A 25,782-nucleotide genomic window follows, 5' to 3' on the forward strand; every position below is an offset into this window, starting at 1 on the left:
CGAAACTCACAAGCCAAGGGAATAAAGAACAATCATAAACCACTGATTTTGGGTGATTAAGCATAACGCCCGCCTAAGGGGCTGGCAACGCATAACACCAAACTCAAACACAACAACCATAACCACCGCGGCTCATTGGGACTGGAAACGCCGCGCGTTGACAGTCCCGCTTGAGGCGTTTGTTAGTTGCCCTACACCAACACCAGTGCTAACATTCGTACACACAACAAAGGAGCTCACAATGGATACTAGAATTCAATTTCGTGTAGACGAAGAAACAAAACGTTTAGCTCAACAAATGGCTGAAAGCCAAGGTCGAACTCTTAGCGATGCTTGTCGTGAACTCACTGAACAATTAGCTGAGCAACAACGCAAGGCATTATCTCACGATACATGGCTAACTGAACAAGTGAATCAAGCATTTGAGAAGTTCGACTCAGGAAAAGCAGTATTCATTGAACATGACATCGCCAAAGCACGAATGGCTGAACGTAAAGCTAAAATCCGAAATCGAGGCCACGCATGATTTTCTGGGAAGAAGCATCTCTCAATGATCGTGAGAAAATTTTCGAATTTCTCTACGACTTTAACCCAGCAGCCGCTGAAAAAACGGACGAGCTCATAGAAGCCAAAGTCGAAAATTTGCTTGAGCAACCACTAATGGGTGTTCAGCGTGATGGCATTAGAGGCAGATTGCTTATTATCCCTGAGATATCAATGATTGTTTCGTATTGGGTTGATGGTTCTAAAATTCGAATAATGCGTGTACTACATCAGAAACAAAAATTTCCAAACGAATGATTTGTTGCTGATTGGCAACTAACGCCCGCCTAAGGGGCTGGCAACGCATAACACTAAACTCAATCACAACAACCGAAACCACCGCGGCTCATTGGGACTGGAAACGCCACGCGTTGACAGTCCCTCTTGAGGCGTTTGTTATGAGCAGCTAGCTAAAGGTTACTCGATTACTTTTAACACTCGTGCTGGATTACCACCAATGACAACATTGCTACCAAAACTCTTTGTTACAACGGCTCCTGAGGCAACAACAACATTGTCACCTAACGTCACTCCTGGGTTGATCGTTGCATGACCTCCAATCCAACAGTTGTTACCTATTCTGATTGGCTTTCCAAACTCTAACCCATTGTTTCTCTGAATCGGATCGATTGGATGAGTTGCCGTATAAATTCCGACCTGTGGTGCTATAAAACAGTTATCACCAATACGAACTTCTGCTACGTCCAAAATGACACAGCCAAAATTGGCATAGAAATTCTCACCAACGTGTATATTCAGCCCGTAATCGCAGTTGAAAGTAGATTCAATGTGAATACTATTTCCTGTAGAACCCAGCAAGGATTTGATTATCTCTACTCTTTTATCTGGGCAACTTACACTTGTTTGATTTAGCTTCTCTGTGAGTAAACGCGCCTCAAGACGCGACTTGACGAGCTCAGCGTCACTCGGATCGTAATACTCACCAGAGAGCATTTTTCTCTTTCTGTCATATACAACTCAGTTCTAAATTTTACTGCTGCTCATAACGCCCGCCTAAGGGGCTGGCAACGCATTAACACTAAACTCAAACACAACAACTGCAACCACCGCAGCTCAATGGGACTGGAAACGCCGCGCGTTGACAGTCCTTCTTGAGGCGTTTGTTATAAGCCCGAACCCTAGACTTCCGGGTTGCCCGAACTGTTGTACGAAAACATTCGGATTTCATCTCTCGGATACCAATCTAACTTGGTATAGAAGTTCTGTGCCGCAACATTCTCAATCAACACAAACAAATGCGTCTTAGAAATGCCTATTCTTGATAATGCATCTGTCGCTTTTTGAATTAAAGACTTACCAATCCCTTGGCCTCGAAAGTCAGATGATACCGCCAGATGTTGTACGTAACCTCGCCTACCGTCTGTACCAACCAAAACAGTACCAATCACAAGAGAGTCTGAAACTGCGACAAAGCTTAAACCTTGATTTCTTTTCAAATAAGCTTCGATGTTTGGCTGAGAATCGGCATCTCTGAGGGATAAGTTTTCAGTAGTAGACCATAAAGCGATCACTTCGTTGTAATCGGAAATATCCATTTCCCTAAATGTAACCACAATTTCTCCTTGGCTTATAACGCCCGCCTAAGGGGCTGGCAACGCATCACCACTAAACTCAAACACAACAACTGCAACCACCGCGGCTCAATGGGACTGGAAACGCCGCGCGTTGACAGTCCCTCTTGAGGCGTTTGTTATGGCTAGCAACCCAATGATTTATTGCGTAAAACCATTTAAGGATGTTCTAACCTTTCATCTCGACATTCGTAAGAGCCCATTTCGAATTCTCGACAAATCCAAGGGCGATTTTCGTAAATTGTACACATAAACGTTTCGCGATTTAGAGCTGAGCACCAGCCATCCGCCAAACGCAGCATTGTCTCGCCACCCCATTCGTCGAATGCAATGTGCTGCTTTGGCACACCTGTATCGGTAATGATCATGACCTCTAAACGACAACAACAGGCATGGCAGTTTGAGCAAGATATTTCAGGATTTAAAACATTTTTAATTGGGATTGTCATCGAGTTCTTCTGCGAATTTAATTGCAGCATAGTACTCCAATTTAAATCCACTTATCGACATTCGTGATGAACTCAATTTGATAGCCATAACGCCCGCCTAAGGGGCTGGCAACGCATTAACACAAAACTCAATCACAACAACCGAAACCACCGCAGCTCAATGGGACTGGAAACGCCACGCGTTGACAGTCCCTCTTGAGGCGTTTGTTATGCGCAACTCACCGTAACTTCATAATTACGTTCAACATTAACGGAAACTTTACCCCACGTAGATGATTTAACTCTTAGCTGATGCCTATCAAAAGCAGTTTGATCTCTAAACTCTTCATAAACATCGAATCGACATGGGTTTTCTTCGTTTTGCGTGACTTCAAAAATCAGACAACCATCCTCTAATCTCGTCAAACGAATATGATTTTCTAGCTCGCTGATAACCGCTGTTAGTTCTGCTTGTGGAACAATAATGTAGCCTTTTAGAATTACCTTGCTCAATTTCTATCCTTTTAAATTTTGCAGATATAGCTGATTTTTCATGATAGGCGCATAACGCCCGCCTAAGGGGCTGACAACGCATTACCACCAAATTCAAACACAACAACTGCAACCACCGCGGCTCAATGGAACTGGAAACGCTACGCGTTGACAGTCCCTCTTGAGGCGTTTGTTAGCTTCGTAGCCCATTGTTTACCAATGACTTTTTAAACACATTTGCTTGAAATGCATTTTACGCAAAAGCATCACTCAAACACACGTCCAACGCCAAAAGCTGTGAAGTGAGCTGCCAAAACTTGCAGTGACCAAGGTTAAGTTGGCCACTTACTGCATTTCCGACAAAGAACGCGTGATTTCAGCGACGATGCTGCTTTTTGTGAAACCAAGCTGCCAGTGTTGAACATCCAACAACATTGAAACATCGAGACTTGATGGTTTTCAGCGACTTTGAAACTGCTGAGCATTCAACACTTTCTACCAAGTCAGAATCCGACAAACTCGGAAGCCAACTTGTGCAATTTGAACGCTAAAAGCTTATTTTTCAGAACGATTGAGTTTGGATTTTGATGATTCCAGCCTTTAAGAAGCTAACGCCCGCCTAAGGGGCTGACAACGCATAACACAAAACTCAAACACAACAACCATAACCACCACGGCTCAATGGGACTGGAAACGCCGCGCGTTGACAGTCCCTCTTGAGGCGTTTGTTATGCTTAAGCTTCAACACTTTACATTTGAACCAACTCAAGAATAACCCACTGAAATCATTGGCCAAACTCGAATTTTCTTGAACTAGAACTGACTCAAATTTTACCTATGAACTGACCAATGCAGGCTTTCATTTAGCAACTAGGCCAATGTAGAAAACCTCTCCGACAAACTCACTCACCACGCATGGGCACGATAACTCAATGAGGCAATCACACTGAAACTTACAGCGACAGACACATTGCCGTTTCATTAGGCAGCGCAAAACAATATTCAATTGCCGACAGACTTTAAGCCTGTAAGTAAAGGCACCAAACTGCTCAAAGCGACTTGAGAGAGCAAAAGTCACCTCGCGTGGACTCAAAAATCCAATGAGGCAATCACTCAGAATTTACAGCGCCAGATACATTGCCGCTTCATTAGGCAGCGAAAAACAATATTGAATTGCCGACAAAACCAGAACGAAATGCTAAAGGAATCGACAATCACAACCTGCTGATTTTTATGGATTAAGCATAACGCCCGCCTAAGGGGCTGGCAACGCATAACACTAAACTCAAACGCAACAACTGAAACCACCGCGGCTCAATGGGACTGGAAACGCCACGCGTTGACAGTCCCGCTTGAGGCGTTTGTTAGCTTCGTAGCCCATTGTTTACCAATGATTTTTTAAACACATTTGCTTGAAATGCATTTTACGCAAAAGCATCAAGCAAACACACATCCAGCGCCAAAAGCTGTGAAGTGAGCTGTCAAAACTTACAGCGTTCAAGGTTGAGTTGGCCACTTACCGAATTTCCGACAAAGAAAGCGCTATTTCAGCGACGATGCAGCCTTTTGTGAAACAAAGTTGACCGTGTTGAACATCCAACAACTTTGAAGCATTGAGACTTGTTGGCTTTCAGCGGCTTTGAAACTGCGGAACTTCCAACACTTTCTACCAAATCAGCATTTAGCAAAATTCAAATGCCAAATTGTGCAATTTGAACACTAAAAGCTGATTTTTCAGAACAAGAAGTTGGGATTTTATGATTTTAGCCTTTAAGAAGCTAACGCCCGCCTAAGGGGCTGGCAACGCATACCACAAAACTCAAACACAACAACTGCAACCACCGCGGCTCAATGGGACTGGAAACGCCGCGCGTTGACAGTCCCTCTTGAGGCGTTTGTTATGTACGACGCTCCAACAATTGTTGCCAATGTTCATGGCTTAGCGCATTTTTCGGAATGTAAATACTACGTTTCTGCATAGTCTCTTCAAAATATGAGATCTTTATGGTTGAGCCTATTCCTAACGGCAGAAAGTTATACAACAAAGTTACATCGCACGCTAAACCTTTGAAAAATAACTGCCCACCTAATATTTTTAGAGAGCCTTGCCGAAACTTATTCCATAACATAAGGATCCTAGTAGCTGCACCACAACACATTATTAATGTAAGTAATTGTATCCATTGATGATTACCACTTGAAAGCCAATATAAGACAAGCCACAAAAACACGATATAAGTGAGCTCTGTGAACACATATCTGTACATATTCAATCTAATGTTATTGTTCATTTTTTCTACCTAGTACTGGTGTACCCCACAAAAAGTAGACAGCACATAACTACCTACTTTCGTACTCAACTGGGCTGACATACCCCAACGCTGAGTGTCTTCTTCTGCGATTGTAAAATACCTCGATGTATTCGAAGATGCCCATCCGAGCTTCTTCAACAGTTTGATAGTCTTCTGCGTATATCAGTTCGACTTTCAGTCGACTGTAGAACGACTCCATCACCGCATTATCCCAACAGTTGCCCTGTCGACTCATGCTCGGTACACCTCCATGCTTGCGCATGAAGTCTTGATATTTATAGGCCCTGTATTGTACACCTCGGTCCGAGTGAATAATGACTCCCTTAGGCGGCTTACGTGACTCGAACGCCATTTTTAGAGCATTGGTGATGAGCTCGACTGTCATCGTTGTTTCTAGCGACCAACCCACAATGCGTCTTGAATGCAAGTCCATCACTGTCGCCAAGAAGAGCCAACGACTCTTCACCCAGATATACGTAATGTCCGTGACCCACTTCTGATTGGGTGTCTCTGATTCAAAGTCTCTTCGCAGTAAATTGTCGGCAACATTCGTCATAGCCGCTACATCCTTGCTGTATTTAAACCCTTTACCATTACGTGCCATGATACCTTTTTCCTTCATGATATCAGCCACATAGTTCACGCAGCAGGCATAGCCTGCTTCGTTTAGCTCTTCGGCTATGCGCACTGAACCGTAACGCGCCCGATATTGGGCAAAGGTACACATCACTAGCTGTTCAAAGCGCTCTCGCCGCTTTGAACGCTCACTCGGCGTATGATGACACCATTTATAGTAACCGCCTCGACTCACTTCTAAGGTGCGGCACATTAAGCTAATCGAGTACTCGCCGGTGTAGCTTTCAATGAACTCGTACTTCACTCTTGCTGCTTCGCGAAGTACGCCGAGACCTTTTTTAGGAATTCCATTTCATCTTTGAGCCGCTTGTTCTCGCGCCTTAGCGCTCGAAGCTCTTCGGACTCTTTCTTCGAATAATCGACACCATCTAAGGTGTTAAACTGTTTATCAGATAGGCGTGTGAACTGGCGCTTCCAGTTCCGGATCTGCTGGGCACTGATACCCAGCTCTTTAGCAACAGAGACGGCAGTTCGGCCGGGAAGGCTGGCCAGCCGAACTGCTTCTTTGCGAAACTCTTCGGTGTACGCTGGATTACGATGTTTAGCCATAAATCACCTCTCAATTAGACCCTAGATCTAACTTAGTAAAGTGTCTACTAAACGTGGGGTACTCGGGTACATAACGCCCGCCTAAGGGGCTGGCAACGCATACCACAAAACTCAAACACAACAACTGCAACCACCGCGGCTCAATGGGACTGGAAACGCCGCGCGTTGACAGTCCCTCTTGAGGCGTTTGTTATGTACGACGCTCCAACAATTGTTGCCAATGTTCATGGCTTAGCGCATTTTTCGGAATGTAAATACTACGTTTCTGCATAGTCTCTTCAAAATATGAGATCTTTATGGTTGAGCCTATTCCTAACGGCAGAAAGTTATACAACAAAGTTACATCGCACGCTAAACCTTTGAAAAATAACTGCCCACCTAATATTTTTAGAGAGCCTTGCCGAAACTTATTCCATAACATAAGGATCCTAGTAGCTGCACCACAACACATTATTAATGTAAGTAATTGTATCCATTGATGATTACCACTTGAAAGCCAATATAAGACAAGCCACAAAAACACGATATAAGTGAGCTCTGTGAACACATATCTGTACATATTCAATCTAATGTTATTGTTCATTTTTTCTACCTAGTACATAACGCCCGCCTAAGGGGCTGACAACGCATAACAACCAAACTCAAACACAACAACCGTAACCACCGCGGCTCAATGGGACTGGAAACGCCACGCGTTGACAGTCCCTCTTGAGGCGTTTGTTAGTTTCGTAGCCTATTGTTTAGCAATGATTTTTTAACACATTTACTTGAAAGTAATTTTACGCAAAAGCATCACGCAAGCACACGTCCAACGCCAAAAGCTGTGAAGTTGGCTGCCAAAACTTAAACCGTTCAGGCCGCTTAAGAGTCCGCTACAAAGAAAGCCAGATCACAGCGATGATGCAGCTTTTTATGAAACAAAACTGATCAAGTTGAACGTCCGACAACATTGAAGCATCAAAACTTGTTGGTTATCAGCGATTTTGAAACCGCTGAACGTTCAACGCGTTCTACCAAATCAGCATCAGGAAAAACCCAAAAGCCAAATTGTGCACTTTGAACGATAAAGGCTGAATTATCAGAACCTTGTGCGTGAATTTTTGATGATTTTTCCTGAGAGAAACTAACGCCCGCCTAAGGGGCTGGCAACGCACACCACAAAACTCAAACACAGCAACCGAAACCACCACAGCTCATTGGGACTGAAAACGCTACGCGTTGGCAGTCCCTCTTGAGGCGATTGTTAGTTTCGTAGCCTATTGTTTGCCAATGACTTTTTTAACACATTTGCTTGAAAGCCATTTTATGTAAATCCATCACACAAACACACGTCCAACGCCAAAAGCTGTGAAGTTGACTACCAAAATTTAAAACGATCAAGGTTGAGTTGACCACGGTTAAGAGTCCGCGACAAAGAAAACCAGATCACAGCGATGATGCAGCCTTTATGAAACCAAACTTTCCGTGTGGAGCATCCAACAATATTGAAGCATCGAGGCTTGTTGGCTTTCAGCGACTTTGAAATAGCTGAACTTTCAACACTTTCTACCAAATCAGCATCAGGCAAAACTCAAAAGCCAAATAATTCGACTTGAACGCTTAAAGCTGACTTTTCAGAACGTTAAACCTGAGCTTTTGATGATTTTTCTAGATAGAAACTAACGCCCGCCTAAGGGGCTGACAACGCATTACCACCAAACTCAAATACAACAACTGCAACCACCGCGGCTCAATGGGACTGGAAACGCCACGCGTTGACAGTCCCTCTTGAGGCGTTTGTTAAGTGCGTATTGGAAGCGGATACTTTAGCCTAACATCTTTTGTCTCTAACTCTCGGGGCCCTTTAGTCGGATCGTGGAAATACCAAATATTAAACTTTCGCTCATGTGGCTTGGTGTCATGCTGTAAGGAATCCCAACCCAAGTAACTCGCAATATTATCAGCAACTTTTAATTTTGCTGGTGAACTGGCTTTACCTTGAAATGCACTCATAACTGCACCCAGTAAAAAGTCGGCTATCTGAATTTGTTCAGACTCTTTAGAATCTTTTGTGACTACTGAGCGAATAGGCACTTCACCACCAAATTGCTTTTTAAGCATATTGTTTGCAATTTTATGGAAGGCTTCATCAGCTTTCTTATACCGAGATGGTAAAGGGTCAACCTCTATGCGGAATTCACATTGTCTTTGCGGATGAGCTTTATGGATAGCGCTAATTTTGGTTTGAATTAGTTTTGTGAAATGCTTACGCATTGCCAAGTCATAATCACCATCATGGTATTTTTTATCCACGATTCCTTTTCTGATAACAATACAATGGAATGCTAGCCATTGATGTTTAAAGAACATTTCAATCAGATCTTCATAAAAATCTGCATAATGCTTTTTATGAGCTTTTTGCCACTTAATCTCGTTTAAATAATTATGCTTTTCTCTTAACTCTCTAATGATCCGAACGAAGTCGCCCCTCCTTTGGTACTTCATCCAGAGTGAGCCAAAACCATAATATTGCTGCCCGTCAACACCAGATTCATCGCATGCAACATGCCAAATCAATTTACCGTTTTGCATTTCACCTCCAATGTACCAATGTTCTGAGAGCACTTAACGCCCGCCTAAGGGGCTGGCAACGCATACCACTAAACTCAAACACAACAACCGTAACCACCGCGGCTCTATGGGACTGGAAACGCTACGCGTTGACAGTCCCTCTTGAGGCGTTTGTTAGGGCTTAGTTGAGTTGAATTCGATTCTCAAAGGAAGGTCCGTCATTGCATAGTGAATGAATTGCTGACCCAAAGCTGTAAGTTCATACCCTTCCTCATCATCAAAAGCTGATACAAGAGGTTTGGGACCATTTCCTTTGGGTCTACGTTGCGGAGTCTTAGCTACAAAATTTCCGAAATAATCTGTTTCTCTGTATTGCCGAATAACTCCACCAGTACTTAAATCACGAATTAAAAGTTTATATAGATCTGCATCAGCAGAATCTTCACGGACAGTGCCTTTGCCAATTTTATGCCAAATCTGCCCTCTCGTGATGCCATTACTGTTGTAAATAGCAGCTATTACTTGGAAGTGCATTTCTGAATATTGATTAATCCAATCAATGAACATACGAATAACGTCATCACTTGAAACTGTACTACTTGCAGCATTAGCCAAAATATTTCTGATATATTCCCGCTTTTCTTCACTTTCCGCACAAGACCATTCTCTAAATGTTTTCTTGACTAATGACTGATATGAACGACTATCAACACGCTCAGAGATTGCTTGATCCTGCAAGTCTAAACGCGCCATTATTTCTACAATAGTTTCTTCTTTTTCTTTCAACTCATCTTCTAACATTTGGACCCAGTGCTGAAAGAATTTGTTTACTTTGTCTTGTTCATTTTCAGACCAAGCACCAGCTATCGCAGAGAAAACACCACCAACAAATGGAACAACTCCGCCCGCAGCTTGAAGAGCACCTCTAACAACTTTGCTTCCCTTCCCAGATTCTGGCATTTCATTTTCAACATCACTCATATTTCCTCCTGAGCCCTAACGCCCGCCTAAGGGGCTGACAACGCATAACAACCAAACTCAAACACAACAACCGTAACCACCGCGGCTCAATGGGACTGGAAACGCCACGCGTTGACAGTCCCTCTTGAGGCGTTTGTTAGTTTCGTAGCCTATTGTTTAGCAATGATTTTTTAACACATTTACTTGAAAGTAATTTTACGCAAAAGCATCACGCAAGCACACGTCCAACGCCAAAAGCTGTGAAGTTGGCTGCCAAAACTTAAACCGTTCAGGCCGCTTAAGAGTCCGCTACAAAGAAAGCCAGATCACAGCGATGATGCAGCTTTTTATGAAACAAAACTGATCAAGTTGAACGTCCGACAACATTGAAGCATCAAAACTTGTTGGTTATCAGCGATTTTGAAACCGCTGAACGTTCAACGCGTTCTACCAAATCAGCATCAGGAAAAACCCAAAAGCCAAATTGTGCACTTTGAACGATAAAGGCTGAATTATCAGAACCTTGTGCGTGAATTTTTGATGATTTTTCCTGAGAGAAACTAACGCCCGCCTAAGGGGCTGGCAACGCATACCACTAAACTCAAACAAAACAACCGTAACCGCCACGGCTCATTGGGACTGGAAACGCCACGCGTTGACAGTCCCTCTTGAGGCGTTTGTTATGCGATTTTCATTCGACCAGACAAGATCGTTACTGCTTGACCAGATAGCTTCACTTGGTTTGGATTGAGTAGTTCCACATCCACAAAACCACCTCTCTTTGAGGCCTGATAACCTTTGAGCTGAAACTTACCAAGCCTTTTCGACCAGTAAGCACACAAAGCACAATGTGCAGAGCCTGTCACGGGATCCTCATTGACTCCAACCCACGGCGCAAAATAGCGCGATACAAAATCTACACCAGAGTCTGACTTAGCCGTAACTAAAACACCGCGACCCTTCAATTTTGATAGTCCGCTGAAATCCGGGGAAAGACCGTTGAGTAAGGACTCATTATCAATGACGATGATCTGCTTGTTATCAAACTGACCGTAAGCGATTAAGTTTGATTGTGCCAACCCTAAGAAATTGAGCATATCTATGTTTGGGGACACTTTCATATCAAGCATTGGAGTTGGGAAAACCAAGTGGATGCTATTTTCGTCTAAATGGGCAGTCAAAATGCCCGATAGAGTTTTAAACTCAAGAACATCACCCGTTTTATAAATCCCCTGCTCTTTTAAAACATGAGCTACAGCTAAAGTACCGTGGCCACATAGGCTCACTTCAATTTCTGGTGTAAACCAACGCAGTTGCATCGTGCTCAGCGATAAAAACGCCGTTTCAGACACTGCCATTTCAGCAGCAATTGCTCGCATTGTCGCTTCATCAAGGCTAGTTTCTGTAATGCATACCCCAGCAGGATTGCCCTTAAACACTTCTGATGTAAACGAATCTACCTGAAAAATACTGACTTCCACTCGATATCCTTAATTTCTTATGATGTCAGAAAAATCGCATAACGCCCGCCTAAGGGGCTGACAACGCACTACCACTAAACTCAAACACAACAACCATAACCACTACGGCTCATTGGGACTGAAAACGCCACGCGTTGGCAGTCCCTTTGAGGCGTTTGTTATAGGGATTTTGCCAGCTTATTCAAATCATTACCTTCAAATCGGTAATACTCTTTTTCTCTAATCAAACTGGCTCCGATTGATTTGTAAAACTTTCCTGCTGTCGGATTCGTACTCTCTGCTGTCCAATCTAGGCGCTGACAGTTATGAGTAATAGCGATAGCAGCCAAGTGTTTCATCAATTGAAGTCCGATACCTTTACCACGAGCAGAGGAAGATACAAACAGGTCTTTCATATACATCTGGCCTGATAATTTTGGTGCCGGAAACATTATTGTGTAAGTTGCAAAACCTAAAATCTTATCGTGTTCAAAGGCTGCGATCACTTTTACGCCTGAGTGCTCAGAAAATACTTGATGACTAAGATAGTTGGCTAAGTCCTGCTCTGATGCAGCCTTATCACCGAAATAGTACTGCTCAAGTTCAATGAAGATCCCAACTAAATCAAGGCAATGGTGTTTATCAACTCTTTTGATTTCTACAGACATTTACATCCCTATAACGCCCGCCTAAGGGGCTGACAACGCATTACCACTAAACTCAAACACAACAACGGTAACCACCGCGGCTCAATGGGACTGAAAACGCCACGCGTTGGCAGTCCCTTTGAGGCGTTTGTTATAGCGGTGCTTTTAGTTACCCGTGGACATATGATGTGTTGCACATAGCTTATTGCCTGCTGGATCTCGTAAATAAGCTAAATACATTTTTCTTTGTCCACTCGTTCTGATACCCGGAGGATCTTCACAAGCAACACCACCATTTCCTAAACCGGCTGCATGCCATGCTTCTACTAACTCTGGACTACTAACTTTAAAACCAATTGTCATCCCATTACCATGCGTCGCAGGTTCACCATTCACTGGTTTCGTAATACCAAGTACACCGTCTTGGTTTATGTAGAGACAGCGGCCTTTAGCGTCAATAACACCCGCCGGATAACCTAACACTGACAATATTGCATCATAGAAAACCTTTGACTTTTCAATGTCATTTGAGCCGATCATGATGTGACTAAACATACTTGTTCCTTTTGTTGAGCAAAGTCGGAATTTACTCTGAGGCATCGATTGAGCAATGTCTAGGTTGAAATGTGAGATAAGCTATAACGCCCGCCTAAGGGGCTGGCAACGCATTAACACTAAGCTCAAACACAACAACCATAACCACCGCGGCTCATTAGGACTGGAAACGCCACGCGTTGACAGTCCCTCTTGAGGCGTTTGTTATGTTTTTAGTGGTACACGACCTTAAAGTGCTCTAAAACCAAGAGCATATCTTCTTGAAACTCTATTCCAAGCTCATGACATTCTCGTGAGAAAAAATTTCGATGAGCTTTCTGCCACCATGCCAATGACTTGTCACCCTCACCTTCTGACGCCGCAAAATCTTCAGTGACCTGATTGTATTGGCACTTAGAGACTGAGGTAATTTCGATAATACAAATCGGCTTACCATCCCAGTTAGTCACCACTTGAAGATGACCAACTTGAGGCATAAGTTCGCCTTTTTGACTGTACCAATATTCCAGACTGCATGATGCTCGTTTTTCGCCTCGTAGGATTAAATCGGCACATACATTTGCGTTGTATTCATCTGCACAAAAATAGTCTGTGCTGAAAGAGGTATATTTTTCAGATACTTCTCTAGGTAAAGAGCTAAGGTATTGTTCCAAAAATAACTGACTTCTTTCTTCCATGATTCACTAAACCTGATTAAAAACATAACGCCCGCCTAAGGGGCTGGCAACGCATAACAACCAAACTCAAACACAACAACCGAAACCACCGCGGCTCAATGGGACTGGAAACGCCACGCGTTGACAGTCCCTCTTGAGGCGTTTGTTAGATTTCTATACGTTGTAGCCTACATTTCGCATTTCTAACTTCAGTTGATCTTGCCATCCAAGACTTGCATCCATACCAACATAAACTACACCACTGATATCATTTGGTGTTTCTATATCTCCTTTTACAACTGCACAGACACGTGGACGACCTAACTTACCAATAAGGTATCCATGTTCGAAAACAACATTTTGGCGTGCGCGATATCGACCACTTAATGCCCCAACTTTAGCTCCTGTATCGCAAGGAGTATAAAGTACAATACCGAAGCCAACATTTGAATAATGCTCGATTTTTTCAATGATTGTCATTCCAGAACTAGCTTGCATATGTAAAATTATTGGTTGCAAACCTAAACTAGTAATGAAACTTGCGACATCTAGTTTTGCGATGTCATCATGTCCATGAACAATGAAAACTTGTGAAGTGTTAAACCCTTTTTCATCGTGACTTTCAGGTTTCAAGACCGGTGGCGGTGGCATTCTTCGCTGTATAGCTGCGTTGACTTGAGCTTGATTGAGATATCCGTGCCTCATGAGAATTTCAAATATTGGCTCATCTTTAACAGCCCAGTGTGTACGAGACAATTCAAAGCGCCCGAGGTCAATATCAACGCGCATAGCTTCAATTGCGCCAATAGGAAGGCTAGGTAAAATTGGGTCAAATTCATAATTGATTACGACAGAATTATTTCTCACCCTAATTTCCGTAATATAGCCAATCCTAGACTCAACCGACTCATTCTCTGTAACAAATAAAGTGGGAAAACTTTTTAATTCTTCAATTGCATTCTTATCAAAGAACTTGTATCGCTCACTGATCTCATCAGCCGTATATTCAACAATCGCTCTACTACGATCGCATTGATAAGGAGTGAGATCCCAAGTTTCAGGATCAGAGGAAATAATTAAGTTAAACAATATAAAATCTCCGCTTATATAGGCTCAAATAAAATCTAACGCCCGCCTAAGGGGCTGGCAACGCATACCACAAAACCCAAACACAACAACTGCAACCACCGCGGCTCAATGGGACTGGAAACGCTACGCGTTGACAGTCCCTCTTGAGGCGTTTGTTATGCAGTTGGTTGCCACAAATGCTGCTATTTTACGGTAAAACTAAACTATCGCTTGGTAGCCACTGCCTTTATTGAGACAATCCTCACCGGTATTTCTACACCAACGGACAACTATGAAACTCTTAGTTCGCAACCTTGCTCGTACCACAACTGAGCACGACATTCGTAAACTGTTTTCTGAACACGGCTCTGTGACCGAATGCACTCTCGTTTTAGACCAAGAAACCGGTCTATCGAAAGGCTTTGCTTTCGTCGAAATGCCAGATGCTTCAGAAGCAAAAACTGCAATTGCAGCCCTGAATATGGCAAACGTTGCCAAAAGTAAGATTCGAGTCAAAGCAGCTCAATAACGCAAATTCTAAAGCCAGCTGAAAATGCTGGTTTTTTATTGCCCAAAAACTGCATAACGCCCGCCTAAGGGGCTGGCAACGCATTACCACTAAAGTCAAACACAACAACTGCAACCACCGCGGCTCATTGGGACTGGAAACGCCGCGCGTTGACAGTCCCTCTTGAGGCGCTTGTTAGCTGTATTTTTCCATTACAAAGTTTCTTAGTTTTTGACCACGGACTTCCATTTCTTGGGCTTGAACTACTTTAAAACCGAAGTGTTCGTAAAATGGGCGAGCAGTGATACTGACTTCAGAAAAATAACGTTTTATACCGCGCGAATTGCCAACCTTAAAAACATGATTCATTAAAGCTTTACCTACACCTTTCCCTTGATATTCATGGTGACAAAAGAAATGGTCTATAAGCCCACTAGCTTGCAAATCTGTGTAGCCAACAATGACACCGTCTATTTCAGCAACAAACGGAGATAACCCTTTCATCCGTTTTTCCCAGACTGACGGTTCTAGACATTCTGGAGCCCAAGCTTCGACTTGAACTTGAGAATAGTCACGAATATTAATATTCCGAATTGTATAAAAGTGAATATTCCATAGAGCTTTGGCATCTTCTACGCTGTAATTTCTAATTGTAATCATCGTGCTTACTCCACAATACAGCTAACGCCCGCTTAAGGGGCAGCCAACGCTACTACTAACTTTCAGCATAATACCGTGATCACAAAAACCAACGCATAGTAAAAATGCCACGCGTTGGCTGTCCCTCTTGAAGCGTTTGTTAAGTTTTTTTAGGACGATACGCGATAATATTAACGGTCCCTTTGCCCTTGTACTTTGTCATTTCAAAATCTTCCTTAAGCAGTGCAATAACCTCTGGTAACTTTGACACTCCATAACTACGAGGATCAAAATCTGGCTTGGCTCGCTTCACGAAACCACCAACAGGCGATACATTAGCCCAACCCGTGTCATCTTGAAATCTTTCCCAAGCTTTACGAAGTACAGGTACTAATTGTTGAACTTTGCTTTGATTACCCTTTTCAACCTTGTCAGTTTGAGGAGTGTTTGCATCTTCTGAACCCAGGTTTTCGGTAAAGATAAAGTCATCGCATGCATTTCGAAATGCAACCGGGGTGGTATTTTTTCCAACACCAAAAACAAAAATTTCTGACTCGCGTAAACGAGATGCTAGCTTAGTAAAATCACTATCACTAGAGACAATGACAAACGCGTCGAATTTGCCAGAATACAGCAAATCCATAGCATCTATAATTAAGTAGGCATCTGTTGCATTTTTGCCTTGAGTATATGCAAACTGCTGGATTGGTTGGATTGCAAGTTCATTGAGAATACCTTTCCAGTTTTTCAAATACTCACTCGACCAGTCACCGTATGCACGTTTGATGACCATATGACCATGAGCTGATATTTCATCAAGTATTAAATGTAACTTTGAGTACTGAGTGTTATCCGCATCGATCAACACTGCAATCTTTTTATGATCATCCAGATCTTTCATATTCGACTATCTCTAATTAAAAACTTAACGCCCTGTTAAGGTGTGAGCAACGCCACCACGAAACTCAACCATACCATCGTAGACACAAAACCCAACGATAGAATGAAAAATGCCACGCGTTGCGAATCACTCTTAAACAGTTTGTTATGCGTCCCTACTCAACTTCAAACTCTTCCTTAGCTTTTGCCACAGTTTTTTTACCGACACCGGGAATAGCTAAAAGTGAGTTTTCGGTTAAGACGCCTTCCTTGACTCTATACTTGAATATTTCTTTAGCAACATTACGACTAATACCTAATAAGGCCTCAAGTTCATCAATAGTTGCATCATTGATATTTGTTTTTTGTGGAACTTTTGATGCTTCGGAAGTTAAGTATCCAAGCAAATCACCGACTACCATATAAGTATGAAATACAGCTTTTACAGCCTCTATTTGCTCTAACTCAGCATGAACTCCTTTATTGGCCAATTTATTAACTTTTTCTAGCCACGAACCCACAAAGTCTACATGTGATTTTGCAAGTTCTTTATTACTGTTGGACTCAATGGATTTATCCATAAATGCCCATAAACGATTGACATATTGCCCCTGCTTAAAGGTGCGTCCATTAACACTAACATCTGATACTGGAAACAATTCATCTGCAAGACCTTCTAATAATCGCCTGCAAGTCGTCAAAGCTTGAGACCATTCTTCTGGGTTCTTTGAAGATACACTCTTAAATGCCAACATTAGTTGTTCTGCTAGTTCAGGACTCAAATCTAGAAGCTGATCATCAATTTCAAACTTCAACAGTTCAAATGCATTTGATATTGTTCCTGAAAACTTAATTTCTTCATGAAGTTCAGAAGCTATAGCATGGGCCTTCCTCGTAACGTATGCGATATGTTCCTGAAGGTTAGTTTTGTAGTAGGTACCATCGTTTCCTGACTTAGTTTTAACTAAATCAGCATACATTTCTTGAACAAAGCCTATGCTGGAATAGCCACCACCACTCTCATCTCTTTTTACATTTAATTCTTCATTGGAGTAATGAAAATTACTCTTCATACCTAATTCAGCTAACCTTTGATGAAAGCTTAAAACCTTAGAATCCAGTTCTTTAGATGGAGATTGACTGCGCTCAACAAGTAACTCAATGAAGTCGGCTAAATCTTTTGTATAAACCTGATCACCTAGTTGGATTTTGCACCAAATAACAACATCTTCATTTGAAATTAGACTAGCAGCTCGCTGTAGTTTTTGTATTGCTGCTAATAAAGAGCCCTTTTGTGACTCTAGCTCATGAAGACTTTGCTCTATAAGCGCTAACGATTCAGTTTTTCTTTTGTCCACAAAAGCTCCGTATTTTATTGAAAGTTAAGCAATTGAATAATATGTCATACTTTATCTGTGGATACTTTGACAAGGGCACAATTTAGTATGCTGGAAGTTCAATCTTGATGGACGCATAACGCCCGCCTAAGGGGCTGGCAACGCATAACACTAAACTTAAACACACCAACTGCAACCACCGCGACTCATTGGGACTGGAAACGCCACGCGTTGACAGTCCCTCTTGAGGCGTTTGTTAGTTTCATAGCCTATTGTTTAACAATGACTTTTTAAACTCATTTGCTTGAAAGTCATTTTACGCAAAGCATCACTCAAACACACGTCCAACGCCAAAAGCTGTGACGATGGCTGCCAAAACGTTAAGAGTCCGCGACAAAGAAAGCCAGATAACAGCGATGATTCAGCTTTTTATGAAACCAAACTGATCAAGTTGAACGTCCGACAACATTGAAGCATCAAAGCTTGTTGATTATCAGCGATTTTGCAACCGCTGAACTTTCAACGCTTTCTACCAAATCACCATAAGGAAAAACCCAAACGCTTGAACGATAAAAACTGAATTTTCAGAGCCTTGTGCGTGAATTTTTGATGATTTTTCCTGGGAGAAACTAACGCCCGCCTAAGGGGCTGGCAACGCATGACACTAAACTCAAACACAACAGCCGTAACCCCCGCGGCTCATTGGGACTGGAAACGCCACGCGTTGACAGTCACTCTTGAGGCGTTTGTTAGCTATTTTTTCTCGGAAACTTGATGAGGTTATTGCACTCACTGCACCTATGACCAGTTAATAGAATGAGCTTCAGGAGTTTGTTATCCACACCTTTCTGAGCTTCTAAATGCGCGACTCCTTCGCATCCATTTTGGTCGCATTTAATCGGAATCATTAAAAATAGGCGAATTGGTATTGCTGTAAAAATAACAACTAACGGGAGCATCTGAATTAATGACATATCTTTTCGAAAGAAATAGATTGTCAAACCAAACATTACAAACGCAATAATTGCACTGAGTAATCTATGCAGATATTTATTCATTTATGATCATTCTTGTTCATTTATTCACACATCAGACATCCTCTGCCTGAAATTCACTTAAATAGCTAACGCCCGCCTAAGGGGCTGACAACGCATTACCACTAAACTTAAACACAACAACTGCAACCACCGCGGCTCAATGGGACTGGAAACGCCGCGCGTTGACAGTCCCTCTTGAGGCGTTTGTTATATGCGCGGTTCCTTGTTTGCCACTGTTCTATCTTTCGCTAGTTCGATGACGGCGTGCCCTAACTGAACTAGTGTGCCAAAGTTTGGCGTTGTTTCTGGCTTCAAGGAGCGATAAGCACTCGTACGACTTTTTATACCCGCCTTTGCAATAACTTGACCATGACCAAACTGCTCTACGTAAGAACGAATAGCCGCTTGCAAGATGTCGGGACGCCCCTCCATCATCGATTCCCATGAGGCCTGTTTGATGACGGCTTCCATTTCTTGAACATTAAAACTTAACTCCACCGACTTTTGTGAGCCCTTGGTTATGTCACGGAGTGTCGCGGCCGTTAACTCATTACCATCCCAATTTAATGAGCCATCACGAGTCAAGGAAAAGCGTTTAAAGTCCTTAATTTCTGAAAACGGTGCTTTTTTAAAGTATACCGACAAGTCGGCATAGCCTTGGTAACCATCATTGAACGTCAGTTCTAATGTATGGTCTGAGACAAAATCAACATCTATGACTTTCAACATAAATCACCTAACTTACCTGGATTTTCACCATTCACCGCTTTATTCCACATCACCATCAATTGCTCTCGATGTTCAAGAATATGGTTTTCAGCACGTTTTCGTTGCTTATTGGGTAAGTAACCCTCTAAACACTCACCTGTTTCAATAGCAATAATTAGCTCGTAACTACCGTACTTAACGTGAATATGAGGCAATTTATGCTGCTTGTTATCAAAGAAGTACAAGCAAAATGAAAGGCCTAATAGGGCATCAATCTCTGGCATAGCCACCTCTAGTTCATCGCTCTAAAGAGACTATAGCAGCGTATCCTTTAGGAGACAAACCCTATAAGCATATAACGCCCGCTTAAGGGGCAGCCAACGCTACGACTCACTTTCCGCATAACATCGTAACCACAAAAACCAACGCATAGCAAAAATGCCGCGCGTTGGCTGTCCCTCTTGAAGCGTTTGTTAACAAGCATTACTTTCGGTTTTTATAACATTCTAGGGCTGATTCTAACCAACCCTTTTGTTCTGTTATATTTTTTACTACCCAAGTCACAAAGGCTTCTGAATAACGATGAATATCAGTGAAGTTGTGATGTGTAGAATTATTATCCTGTTTAATTTTGTGTTTATAGCAAATAGCTTGAAAGGAGTGTCGATTTATTTTTTTACTACCCAAGATAGAATTAACTTTATTAATTGCCTCATTAGTCGTATGAGGATGTGTCGTGTTTAAATCTTTCGCTTGAGTGATAATAACTGCTTGCTGGCCATTGTAACCAACGCTAAGTGTAAGGTCTGCATTACTAGGATTCTTTGTTAGCGCTAGTTTATATTCGATTGATATTGAGTATTTGTCAGAATTAATTTCCTTAGCATTAGTCTCAAACTGCTTAAGGAAACTAGCCACTTCTGAAGCTGTAATGTCACCGTAACACTCTTTGATTACGCCGATCTCTGGCTCTGGCCCATCAAGAACAAGGCTTAACATACCAACACTTTGTCCTGCTAGTGGGGAGTTACCCATTTGATTACGATACCGCTCTTGGTAATTAAGTACGTTTGCTTGAAAAAGCCTCGACAACTGTGGTTGCAATTCGGGTATAAGTAAATGCGTAGCCTGATCTCGTAGTTGAATTAATGTTTCAATATTCAACCTTACCGGATCATTATTTTGTAATCTTAGAGGTAAAGCGTCGCTAATGGAGATACTTCTACCATTTTTATAAAATACTTTTTCTGAACCTAAAGCATCTAATATTTCTGCTTTCAAAAATAGTTCCCAAGCATTTACCATCATAATAGTAAATGCTTCTACACGGTTGCTCAAACTTGGTCGGTTGTAAACTTCAAGAGCTAAAATGAATGCATCAAGACTGCGTTTAATGAGTTTCTGATAAATTTTTTCGTTGGGCGTGAGCTTGCGAGCTGAAGTACTTTGCGACATCAAACGAATAAAATCATCATTTGATACTTGGGACAATCCTTCTGAAACCCAACCACCTTTATCCGACTTGAAGATATAAGTACCATTTAATTTTTCACTAATATATTTCCCAACACTTTTTGGATTATATCCCGTCGCATCAGCAGCTTGCTGAAAAGTAAAACTTGCTGATTTATTTTCTTGTTCACGGAAGAACTCCAATAGCAAGATTCTCTTGTCTTGTCTAACCATATACTTGAACTCTCCTGATGCTTGTTAACGCCCGCCTAAGGGGCTGGCAACGCATAACCACTAAACTTAAACACAACAACCATAACCACCGCGGCTCAATGGGACTGGAAACGCCACGCGTTGACAGTCCCTCTTGAGGCGTTTGTTATAGGGATTTTGCCAGCTTATTCAAATCATTACCTTCAAAGCGGTAATACTCTTTTTCTCTAATCAAACTGGCTCCGATTGATTTGTAAAACTTTCCTGCTGTCGGATTCGTACTCTCTGCTGTCCAATCTAAGCGCTGACAGTTATGAGTAATCGCGATAGAAGCCAAGTGTTTCATCAATTGAAGTCCAACACCTTTACCACGAGCAGAGGAAGATACAAACAGGTCTTTCATATACATCTGGCCTGATAATTTTGGGGCCGGAAACATTATTGTGTAAGTTGCGAAACCCAAAACCTTATCGTGATCAAAGGCTGCGATCACTTTTACGCCTGAGTGCTCAGAAAATACTTGATGACTAAGATAGTTGGCTAAGTCCTGCTCTGATGCAGCCTTATCACCGAAATAGTACTGCTCAAGTTCAATGAAGATCCCAAGTAAATCAAGGCAATGGTATTTATCAACTCTTTTGATTTCTACAGACATTTACATCCCTATAACGCCCGCCTAAGGGGCTGGCAACGCATAACACCAAACTCAACCACAACAACCATAACCACCGCGACTCATTGGGACTGGAAACGCCACGCGTTGACAGTCCCTCTTGAGGCGTTTGTTATATGCCATTTTTACCACTATAATCAATGCGCATTTAAAATACGCACGGAGTAACTTCATGAGAACCACGTTTAGTACACAAGCCCCCAAAAAGGCGACCAATCTTAGCTTAAACAGTGAGTTACTTGCTGAAGCTAAACGCCTTAATATCAATCTATCCGCTACGATGGAAAAAGCCTTAGAAAAAGAAGTTTCCTCTAGATTGAAAGCTGAATGGCTAGAACAAAATGCCGAAGCCATTGAAGCTTGTAACGAGCTTACTGAGACACATGGCCTTTTTTCTGATTCATACCGAGTATTCTGATGTCTCAATTTACCCTTTACGAAAATCTCGACAAAAGTACGACTACCGCTTATCCCTATTTTGTTGACGTACAAAGTGAGCTGCTCAATACGCTAAATACTCGATTGGTGATACCACTTACACCACTTGATTTACTAGAAAAGAAAGCACCAAGCCATTTGTGCCCAACGATCCACATTGAACAAGGTGACTTTGTCATTCTTACTCAACAGATCGCAAGTGTACCAACCAAAATCTTAGTTGAGCCCGTCGCAGACTTAAGCACTTTCAGAGATGAGATTATCGCTGCTATCGACTTTTTGATTACTGGCATATAACGCCCGCCTAAGGGGCTGACAACGCATAACACTAAACTTAAAGACACCAACTGCAACCACCGCGGCTCAATGGGACTGGAAACGCCATGCGTTGACAGTCCCTCTTGAGGCGTTTGTTATGGCGCAATTCTCAAGTTAGGCCACACAGCCAACCAACCCTTTGACTTTAATCGATTTTCGAAGATTCCATATTCTCGTTTAGGATTATGTGTGATGAAACCTTGAAATAAACTCTCGAAACCAAAGGCTGATATGCATTCGTAACGATCATGCTCGACTTTTCTCACCGCTACCGCCGTTTCTTTTTCAGGCCAATAGCTCATGGCATCCAATATGCTTTGGTAAGCATTGTCGCCATTTTGTAAGTGCATCTTAGCTTGATTTTTCACTTGCCAATTGAGCTGGGGCATTTGCTCCGACAACTTGAGCTCAAGTGATTTTTCATAATCTGAATCTAAACAATCGGCATCGAAGAAAATGACATCAATGTCGTTTAATGGCGTCAGCTTTACGTTGTGATGTAAAGAGTCCCAGACAAGATTTCGCACAAAACCTGCGGCTATGTAGCATTGAGGCAATTCAAGCTGATAAACACATTCTAGTGCTTCAAGTCGAATGAGATCTTTTCTAATTAAATCAACGATGGCTTTCATTTTCACCTTGCGCCATAACGCCCGCCTAAGGGGCTGGCAACGCATTACCACAAAACTTAAACACAACAACCATCACCACTGCGGCTCAATGGGACTGGAAACGCCACGCGTTGACAGTCCCTCTTGAGGCGTTTGTTATGTGAATTACCTACCGAAGCCTGTTGTTTTTGTTAAAGCGCCTAACTTTGGCTCGCATATTCTTCATTGGTGATGACGTGTTGAACTGGATCATTCGACCAAATGTCCATTGTTCATACCACGTCGTTTCATACAATTCTTCATTGCTTAAACTTGTGACTAACAAGATAAGCTTGTTTATTGTTGAGTCTAACTCCTGAAGTAAGTCCTCGTATTGCCAATCACGGTACTGATCGTGAAAACTGACTGCCAACAATCCAAGCTGATTCCATTTATAACCCGTGTCAGGAAAATCGACTGGCAAACCTTGAGACTTCAAACTGTGCCATTTCAAAACCAAGTTTCCCCAACCAACAAGATAAGCGACTGTGTCACAAACGCTAATTTGTGTTCCTTTTACGTTACCCTCAATTTCACACTGACGTGCCATTGATGCTGGAACGCTCCGATAGTCGTCTGGTGTACCCCACAAAAAGTAGACAGCACATAACTACCTACTTTCGTACTCAACTGGGCTGACATACCCCAACGCTGAGTGTCTTCTTCTGCGATTGTAAAATACCTCGATGTATTCGAAGATGCCCATCCGAGCTTCTTCAACAGTTTGATAGTCTTCTGCGTATATCAGTTCGACTTTCAGTCGACTGTAGAACGACTCCATCACCGCATTATCCCAACAGTTGCCCTGTCGACTCATGCTCGGTACACCTCCATGCTTGCGCATGAAGTCTTGATATTTATAGGCCCTGTATTGTACACCTCGGTCCGAGTGAATAATGACTCCCTTAGGCGGCTTACGTGACTCGAACGCCATTTTTAGAGCATTGGTGATGAGCTCGACTGTCATCGTTGTTTCTAGCGACCAACCCACAATGCGTCTTGAATGCAAGTCCATCACTGTCGCCAAGAAGAGCCAACGACTCTTCACCCAGATATACGTAATGTCCGTGACCCACTTCTGATTGGGTGTCTCTGATTCAAAGTCTCTTCGCAGTAAATTGTCGGCAACATTCGTCATAGCCGCTACATCCTTGCTGTATTTAAACCCTTTACCATTACGTGCCATGATACCTTTTTCCTTCATGATATCAGCCACATAGTTCACGCAGCAGGCATAGCCTGCTTCGTTTAGCTCTTCGGCTATGCGCACTGAACCGTAACGCGCCCGATATTGGGCAAAGGTACACATCACTAGCTGTTCAAAGCGCTCTCGCCGCTTTGAACGCTCACTCGGCGTATGATGACACCATTTATAGTAACCGCCTCGACTCACTTCTAAGGTGCGGCACATTAAGCTAATCGAGTACTCGCCGGTGTAGCTTTCAATGAACTCGTACTTCACTCTTGCTGCTTCGCGAAGTACGCCGAGACCTTTTTTAGGAATTCCATTTCATCTTTGAGCCGCTTGTTCTCGCGCCTTAGCGCTCGAAGCTCTTCGGACTCTTTCTTCGAATAATCGACACCATCTAAGGTGTTAAACTGTTTATCAGATAGGCGTGTGAACTGGCGCTTCCAGTTCCGGATCTGCTGGGCACTGATACCCAGCTCTTTAGCAACAGAGACGGCAGTTCGGCCGGGAAGGCTGGCCAGCCGAACTGCTTCTTTGCGAAACTCTTCGGTGTACGCTGGATTACGATGTTTAGCCATAAATCACCTCTCAATTAGACCCTAGATCTAACTTAGTAAAGTGTCTACTAAACGTGGGGTACTCGGTCACATAACGCCCGCCTAAGGGGCTGACAACGCATTACCACAAAACTCAAACACAACAACTGCAACCACCGCGGCTCATTGGGACTAGAAACGCCGCGCGTTGACAGTCCCTCTTGAGGCGTTTGTTAGGTGAATTTACTCGTACACCTGCCCATTGTGTTTCAACCAACCATGGGCATGACGATTTTGAGGATCTTTATGAGTCCAGTGAAGAACCCCACCCATTTTGTTCCATTCGTATTCACCATAAAACTCAACACTATCGCCAACTTTCAAGTTCGGAACTCTTGGTGCTAAGTCGATGTTATGCGCAACCAGCAATGTTTGTCCGCTATTGAGCTTTAAGATGAATTTTTGATGTCTTGAACCATCATTGTCATCAGGCAGCACTTTCGCTACCTGTCCAAATCCTTGAACCTGTAAATCACTTTGCTGCGATTGATAAGCTTGTTGTAAAACGGCGTCATTGGCATACAAGCTAACCGAAAAACAGCTTGTGAGAACGAGCCAAAAAGCTAAAAACCATTTCATAAAACTGTCCTTGTTCAATCCACTGACTATTCACCTAACGCCCGCCTAAGGGGCTGGAAACGCATAACAACCAAACCTAAACACAACAGCTGCAACCACCGCGGCTCATTGGGACTGG

Annotated in this window: 33 protein-coding genes and 6 pseudogenes; 5 read left to right on the forward strand and 34 right to left on the reverse strand. The window is 42.7% G+C overall.

Going from position 1 to position 25,782, the window contains the following annotated elements; translation table 11 throughout:
• The first annotated feature begins 241 nt into the window (after positions 1–241).
• Both CEQ48_RS00825 and CEQ48_RS00830 read left to right on the forward strand, forming a co-directional pair.
• Complete coding sequence (locus CEQ48_RS00825; RefSeq protein ID WP_045569736.1) at positions 242–526, forward strand: type II toxin-antitoxin system RelB/DinJ family antitoxin; 285 nt, start codon at positions 242–244, stop codon at positions 524–526.
• Entirely contained in the window at positions 523–801 is a 279-nt protein-coding gene (locus tag CEQ48_RS00830) for a type II toxin-antitoxin system RelE/ParE family toxin (RefSeq protein ID WP_089069892.1), read from the forward strand. Before CEQ48_RS00825 ends, CEQ48_RS00830 begins: the two co-directional genes overlap by 4 nt.
• Before the next feature lie 159 nt (positions 802–960).
• Here CEQ48_RS00830 and CEQ48_RS00835 read toward each other — a convergent pair whose 3' ends face one another.
• The 21 genes and pseudogenes from CEQ48_RS00835 to CEQ48_RS00985 all read right to left on the reverse strand — a co-directional run bounded on the left by CEQ48_RS00835 (position 961) and on the right by CEQ48_RS00985 (position 14,469).
• On the reverse strand, positions 961–1,497 hold the full coding sequence (locus tag CEQ48_RS00835) for a sugar O-acetyltransferase (RefSeq protein ID WP_089069893.1): 537 nt from the start codon (positions 1,495–1,497) through the stop codon (positions 961–963).
• 185 nt (positions 1,498–1,682) lie between these two features.
• Positions 1,683–2,117, reverse strand: coding sequence for a GNAT family N-acetyltransferase (locus CEQ48_RS00840; RefSeq protein WP_089069894.1), 435 nt, complete (start codon positions 2,115–2,117; stop codon positions 1,683–1,685).
• A 176-nt stretch (positions 2,118–2,293) separates the two neighbouring features.
• Positions 2,294–2,584, reverse strand: a complete 291-nt coding sequence (locus CEQ48_RS00845) for a YkgJ family cysteine cluster protein (protein ID WP_032469738.1) — start codon at positions 2,582–2,584, stop codon at positions 2,294–2,296.
• A gap of 207 nt (positions 2,585–2,791) precedes the next feature.
• Positions 2,792–3,076, reverse strand: a complete 285-nt coding sequence (locus CEQ48_RS00850) for a putative quinol monooxygenase (protein ID WP_000048765.1) — start codon at positions 3,074–3,076, stop codon at positions 2,792–2,794.
• 232 nt (positions 3,077–3,308) lie between these two features.
• Positions 3,309–3,462 (reverse strand): annotated as a pseudogene (locus CEQ48_RS20020) (DUF645 family protein).
• A pseudogene (locus CEQ48_RS20235) lies at positions 3,446–3,490 on the reverse strand (DUF645 family protein); the annotation flags it as partial. The pseudogenes CEQ48_RS20235 and CEQ48_RS20020, both read right to left, overlap by 17 nt.
• 424 nt (positions 3,491–3,914) lie before the next feature.
• Complete coding sequence (locus tag CEQ48_RS00865) at positions 3,915–4,148, reverse strand: DUF3709 domain-containing protein (RefSeq protein WP_089069895.1); 234 nt, start codon at positions 4,146–4,148, stop codon at positions 3,915–3,917.
• A 423-nt stretch (positions 4,149–4,571) separates the two neighbouring features.
• On the reverse strand, positions 4,572–4,658 hold the full coding sequence (locus tag CEQ48_RS20555; RefSeq protein WP_175597613.1) for a DUF645 family protein: 87 nt from the start codon (positions 4,656–4,658) through the stop codon (positions 4,572–4,574).
• 737 nt (positions 4,659–5,395) lie between these two features.
• Positions 5,396–6,247 carry an IS3 family transposase gene (locus CEQ48_RS00890; protein WP_089069862.1) on the reverse strand — a complete coding sequence of 284 codons (852 nt, stop codon included), beginning with the start codon at positions 6,245–6,247 and terminating at the stop codon, positions 5,396–5,398.
• A complete protein-coding gene (locus tag CEQ48_RS00895) occupies positions 6,244–6,552 on the reverse strand; it encodes a transposase (protein ID WP_004413754.1) in 309 nt (102 codons plus the stop codon). The genes CEQ48_RS00890 and CEQ48_RS00895 overlap by 4 nt, the downstream gene beginning before the upstream one ends.
• A gap of 779 nt (positions 6,553–7,331) precedes the next feature.
• Positions 7,332–7,502, reverse strand: a pseudogene (locus tag CEQ48_RS20510) (DUF645 family protein).
• 328 nt (positions 7,503–7,830) lie between these two features.
• The gene (locus tag CEQ48_RS20270; RefSeq protein WP_089069899.1) at positions 7,831–7,947 is read right to left on the reverse strand and encodes a Tfp pilus assembly protein; all 117 of its coding nucleotides are present in this window, start codon (positions 7,945–7,947) and stop codon (positions 7,831–7,833) included.
• A pseudogene (locus tag CEQ48_RS00925) lies at positions 7,913–8,037 on the reverse strand (DUF645 family protein); the annotation flags it as partial. The gene CEQ48_RS20270 and the pseudogene CEQ48_RS00925, both read right to left, overlap by 35 nt.
• 294 nt (positions 8,038–8,331) lie before the next feature.
• Positions 8,332–9,123, reverse strand: a complete 792-nt coding sequence (locus CEQ48_RS00930) for a DUF3800 domain-containing protein (protein ID WP_001179144.1) — start codon at positions 9,121–9,123, stop codon at positions 8,332–8,334.
• Between the two features lie 153 nt (positions 9,124–9,276).
• Positions 9,277–10,083: a hypothetical protein gene (locus CEQ48_RS00935; protein ID WP_089069900.1), complete on the reverse strand. Its 807-nt coding sequence runs from the start codon at positions 10,081–10,083 to the stop codon at positions 9,277–9,279.
• A gap of 195 nt (positions 10,084–10,278) precedes the next feature.
• Positions 10,279–10,449 (reverse strand): annotated as a pseudogene (locus CEQ48_RS20515) (DUF645 family protein).
• A 293-nt stretch (positions 10,450–10,742) separates the two neighbouring features.
• Positions 10,743–11,543 (reverse strand): PhzF family phenazine biosynthesis protein, encoded by an 801-nt coding sequence (locus CEQ48_RS00955; protein WP_089069901.1) that lies wholly within the window; start codon positions 11,541–11,543, stop codon positions 10,743–10,745.
• A gap of 158 nt (positions 11,544–11,701) precedes the next feature.
• Positions 11,702–12,190 (reverse strand): GNAT family N-acetyltransferase, encoded by a 489-nt coding sequence (locus tag CEQ48_RS00965; RefSeq protein ID WP_000110029.1) that lies wholly within the window; start codon positions 12,188–12,190, stop codon positions 11,702–11,704.
• A 144-nt stretch (positions 12,191–12,334) separates the two neighbouring features.
• Entirely contained in the window at positions 12,335–12,724 is a 390-nt protein-coding gene (locus CEQ48_RS00975; protein WP_055032899.1) for a VOC family protein, read from the reverse strand.
• 212 nt (positions 12,725–12,936) lie between these two features.
• Positions 12,937–13,401 carry an ASCH domain-containing protein gene (locus CEQ48_RS00980; protein WP_089069902.1) on the reverse strand — a complete coding sequence of 155 codons (465 nt, stop codon included), beginning with the start codon at positions 13,399–13,401 and terminating at the stop codon, positions 12,937–12,939.
• Between the two features lie 153 nt (positions 13,402–13,554).
• Positions 13,555–14,469 (reverse strand): TIR domain-containing protein, encoded by a 915-nt coding sequence (locus CEQ48_RS00985; RefSeq protein ID WP_089069903.1) that lies wholly within the window; start codon positions 14,467–14,469, stop codon positions 13,555–13,557.
• Positions 14,470–14,740: 271 nt separating this feature from the next.
• Between CEQ48_RS00985 and CEQ48_RS00990 the strand changes: the two genes are divergently transcribed.
• Positions 14,741–14,977 carry an RNA recognition motif domain-containing protein gene (locus CEQ48_RS00990; RefSeq protein WP_000772125.1) on the forward strand — a complete coding sequence of 79 codons (237 nt, stop codon included), beginning with the start codon at positions 14,741–14,743 and terminating at the stop codon, positions 14,975–14,977.
• Between the two features lie 174 nt (positions 14,978–15,151).
• Here CEQ48_RS00990 and CEQ48_RS01000 read toward each other — a convergent pair whose 3' ends face one another.
• The 8 genes and pseudogenes from CEQ48_RS01000 to CEQ48_RS01065 form a co-directional block, all read right to left on the reverse strand.
• Positions 15,152–15,616 carry a GNAT family N-acetyltransferase gene (locus CEQ48_RS01000; RefSeq protein ID WP_089069904.1) on the reverse strand — a complete coding sequence of 155 codons (465 nt, stop codon included), beginning with the start codon at positions 15,614–15,616 and terminating at the stop codon, positions 15,152–15,154.
• A 139-nt stretch (positions 15,617–15,755) separates the two neighbouring features.
• Positions 15,756–16,496 carry an NYN domain-containing protein gene (locus CEQ48_RS01010; RefSeq protein WP_089069905.1) on the reverse strand — a complete coding sequence of 247 codons (741 nt, stop codon included), beginning with the start codon at positions 16,494–16,496 and terminating at the stop codon, positions 15,756–15,758.
• 154 nt (positions 16,497–16,650) lie between these two features.
• Positions 16,651–17,832: a ComEA family DNA-binding protein gene (locus tag CEQ48_RS01015; RefSeq protein WP_089069906.1), complete on the reverse strand. Its 1,182-nt coding sequence runs from the start codon at positions 17,830–17,832 to the stop codon at positions 16,651–16,653.
• A gap of 303 nt (positions 17,833–18,135) precedes the next feature.
• A pseudogene (locus CEQ48_RS01025) lies at positions 18,136–18,280 on the reverse strand (DUF645 family protein); the annotation flags it as partial.
• A 775-nt stretch (positions 18,281–19,055) separates the two neighbouring features.
• Positions 19,056–19,577: a type II toxin-antitoxin system antitoxin DhiA gene (gene dhiA, locus CEQ48_RS01040; RefSeq protein ID WP_000921691.1), complete on the reverse strand. Its 522-nt coding sequence runs from the start codon at positions 19,575–19,577 to the stop codon at positions 19,056–19,058.
• On the reverse strand, positions 19,571–19,840 hold the full coding sequence (dhiT, locus tag CEQ48_RS01045; RefSeq protein WP_001114075.1) for a type II toxin-antitoxin system toxin DhiT: 270 nt from the start codon (positions 19,838–19,840) through the stop codon (positions 19,571–19,573). Before dhiT ends, dhiA begins: the two co-directional genes overlap by 7 nt.
• Before the next feature lie 199 nt (positions 19,841–20,039).
• The gene (locus CEQ48_RS01055; RefSeq protein WP_198301105.1) at positions 20,040–21,242 is read right to left on the reverse strand and encodes a DUF3644 domain-containing protein; all 1,203 of its coding nucleotides are present in this window, start codon (positions 21,240–21,242) and stop codon (positions 20,040–20,042) included.
• Positions 21,243–21,387: 145 nt separating this feature from the next.
• Positions 21,388–21,876: a GNAT family N-acetyltransferase gene (locus CEQ48_RS01065; protein WP_089069910.1), complete on the reverse strand. Its 489-nt coding sequence runs from the start codon at positions 21,874–21,876 to the stop codon at positions 21,388–21,390.
• A gap of 190 nt (positions 21,877–22,066) precedes the next feature.
• Here CEQ48_RS01065 and CEQ48_RS01075 point away from each other — a divergent pair, with 190 nt between their 5' ends.
• Entirely contained in the window at positions 22,067–22,312 is a 246-nt protein-coding gene (locus CEQ48_RS01075) for a type II toxin-antitoxin system CcdA family antitoxin (protein ID WP_043990290.1), read from the forward strand.
• Positions 22,312–22,629, forward strand: coding sequence for a CcdB family protein (locus CEQ48_RS01080; RefSeq protein WP_089069911.1), 318 nt, complete (start codon positions 22,312–22,314; stop codon positions 22,627–22,629). The genes CEQ48_RS01075 and CEQ48_RS01080 overlap by 1 nt, the downstream gene beginning before the upstream one ends.
• Before the next feature lie 116 nt (positions 22,630–22,745).
• On the opposite strand, the gene CEQ48_RS01085 is transcribed toward CEQ48_RS01080, so the two are convergent.
• The 5 genes from CEQ48_RS01085 to CEQ48_RS01105 all read right to left on the reverse strand — a co-directional run bounded on the left by CEQ48_RS01085 (position 22,746) and on the right by CEQ48_RS01105 (position 25,664).
• The gene (locus CEQ48_RS01085; RefSeq protein ID WP_089069912.1) at positions 22,746–23,282 is read right to left on the reverse strand and encodes a nucleotidyltransferase family protein; all 537 of its coding nucleotides are present in this window, start codon (positions 23,280–23,282) and stop codon (positions 22,746–22,748) included.
• 148 nt (positions 23,283–23,430) lie between these two features.
• Positions 23,431–23,892 (reverse strand): ClbS/DfsB family four-helix bundle protein, encoded by a 462-nt coding sequence (locus CEQ48_RS01090; protein ID WP_308507405.1) that lies wholly within the window; start codon positions 23,890–23,892, stop codon positions 23,431–23,433.
• An 18-nt stretch (positions 23,893–23,910) separates the two neighbouring features.
• Positions 23,911–24,762: an IS3 family transposase gene (locus CEQ48_RS01095; RefSeq protein ID WP_089069862.1), complete on the reverse strand. Its 852-nt coding sequence runs from the start codon at positions 24,760–24,762 to the stop codon at positions 23,911–23,913.
• A complete protein-coding gene (locus CEQ48_RS01100) occupies positions 24,759–25,067 on the reverse strand; it encodes a transposase (protein WP_004413754.1) in 309 nt (102 codons plus the stop codon). Before CEQ48_RS01100 ends, CEQ48_RS01095 begins: the two co-directional genes overlap by 4 nt.
• Before the next feature lie 201 nt (positions 25,068–25,268).
• The gene (locus tag CEQ48_RS01105) at positions 25,269–25,664 is read right to left on the reverse strand and encodes a DUF3465 domain-containing protein (protein WP_198301106.1); all 396 of its coding nucleotides are present in this window, start codon (positions 25,662–25,664) and stop codon (positions 25,269–25,271) included.
• Between the last annotated feature and the right edge of the window lie 118 nt (positions 25,665–25,782).

Source organism: Vibrio tarriae (assembly GCF_002216685.1).
GTDB classification, from domain to species: domain Bacteria; phylum Pseudomonadota; class Gammaproteobacteria; order Enterobacterales; family Vibrionaceae; genus Vibrio; species Vibrio tarriae.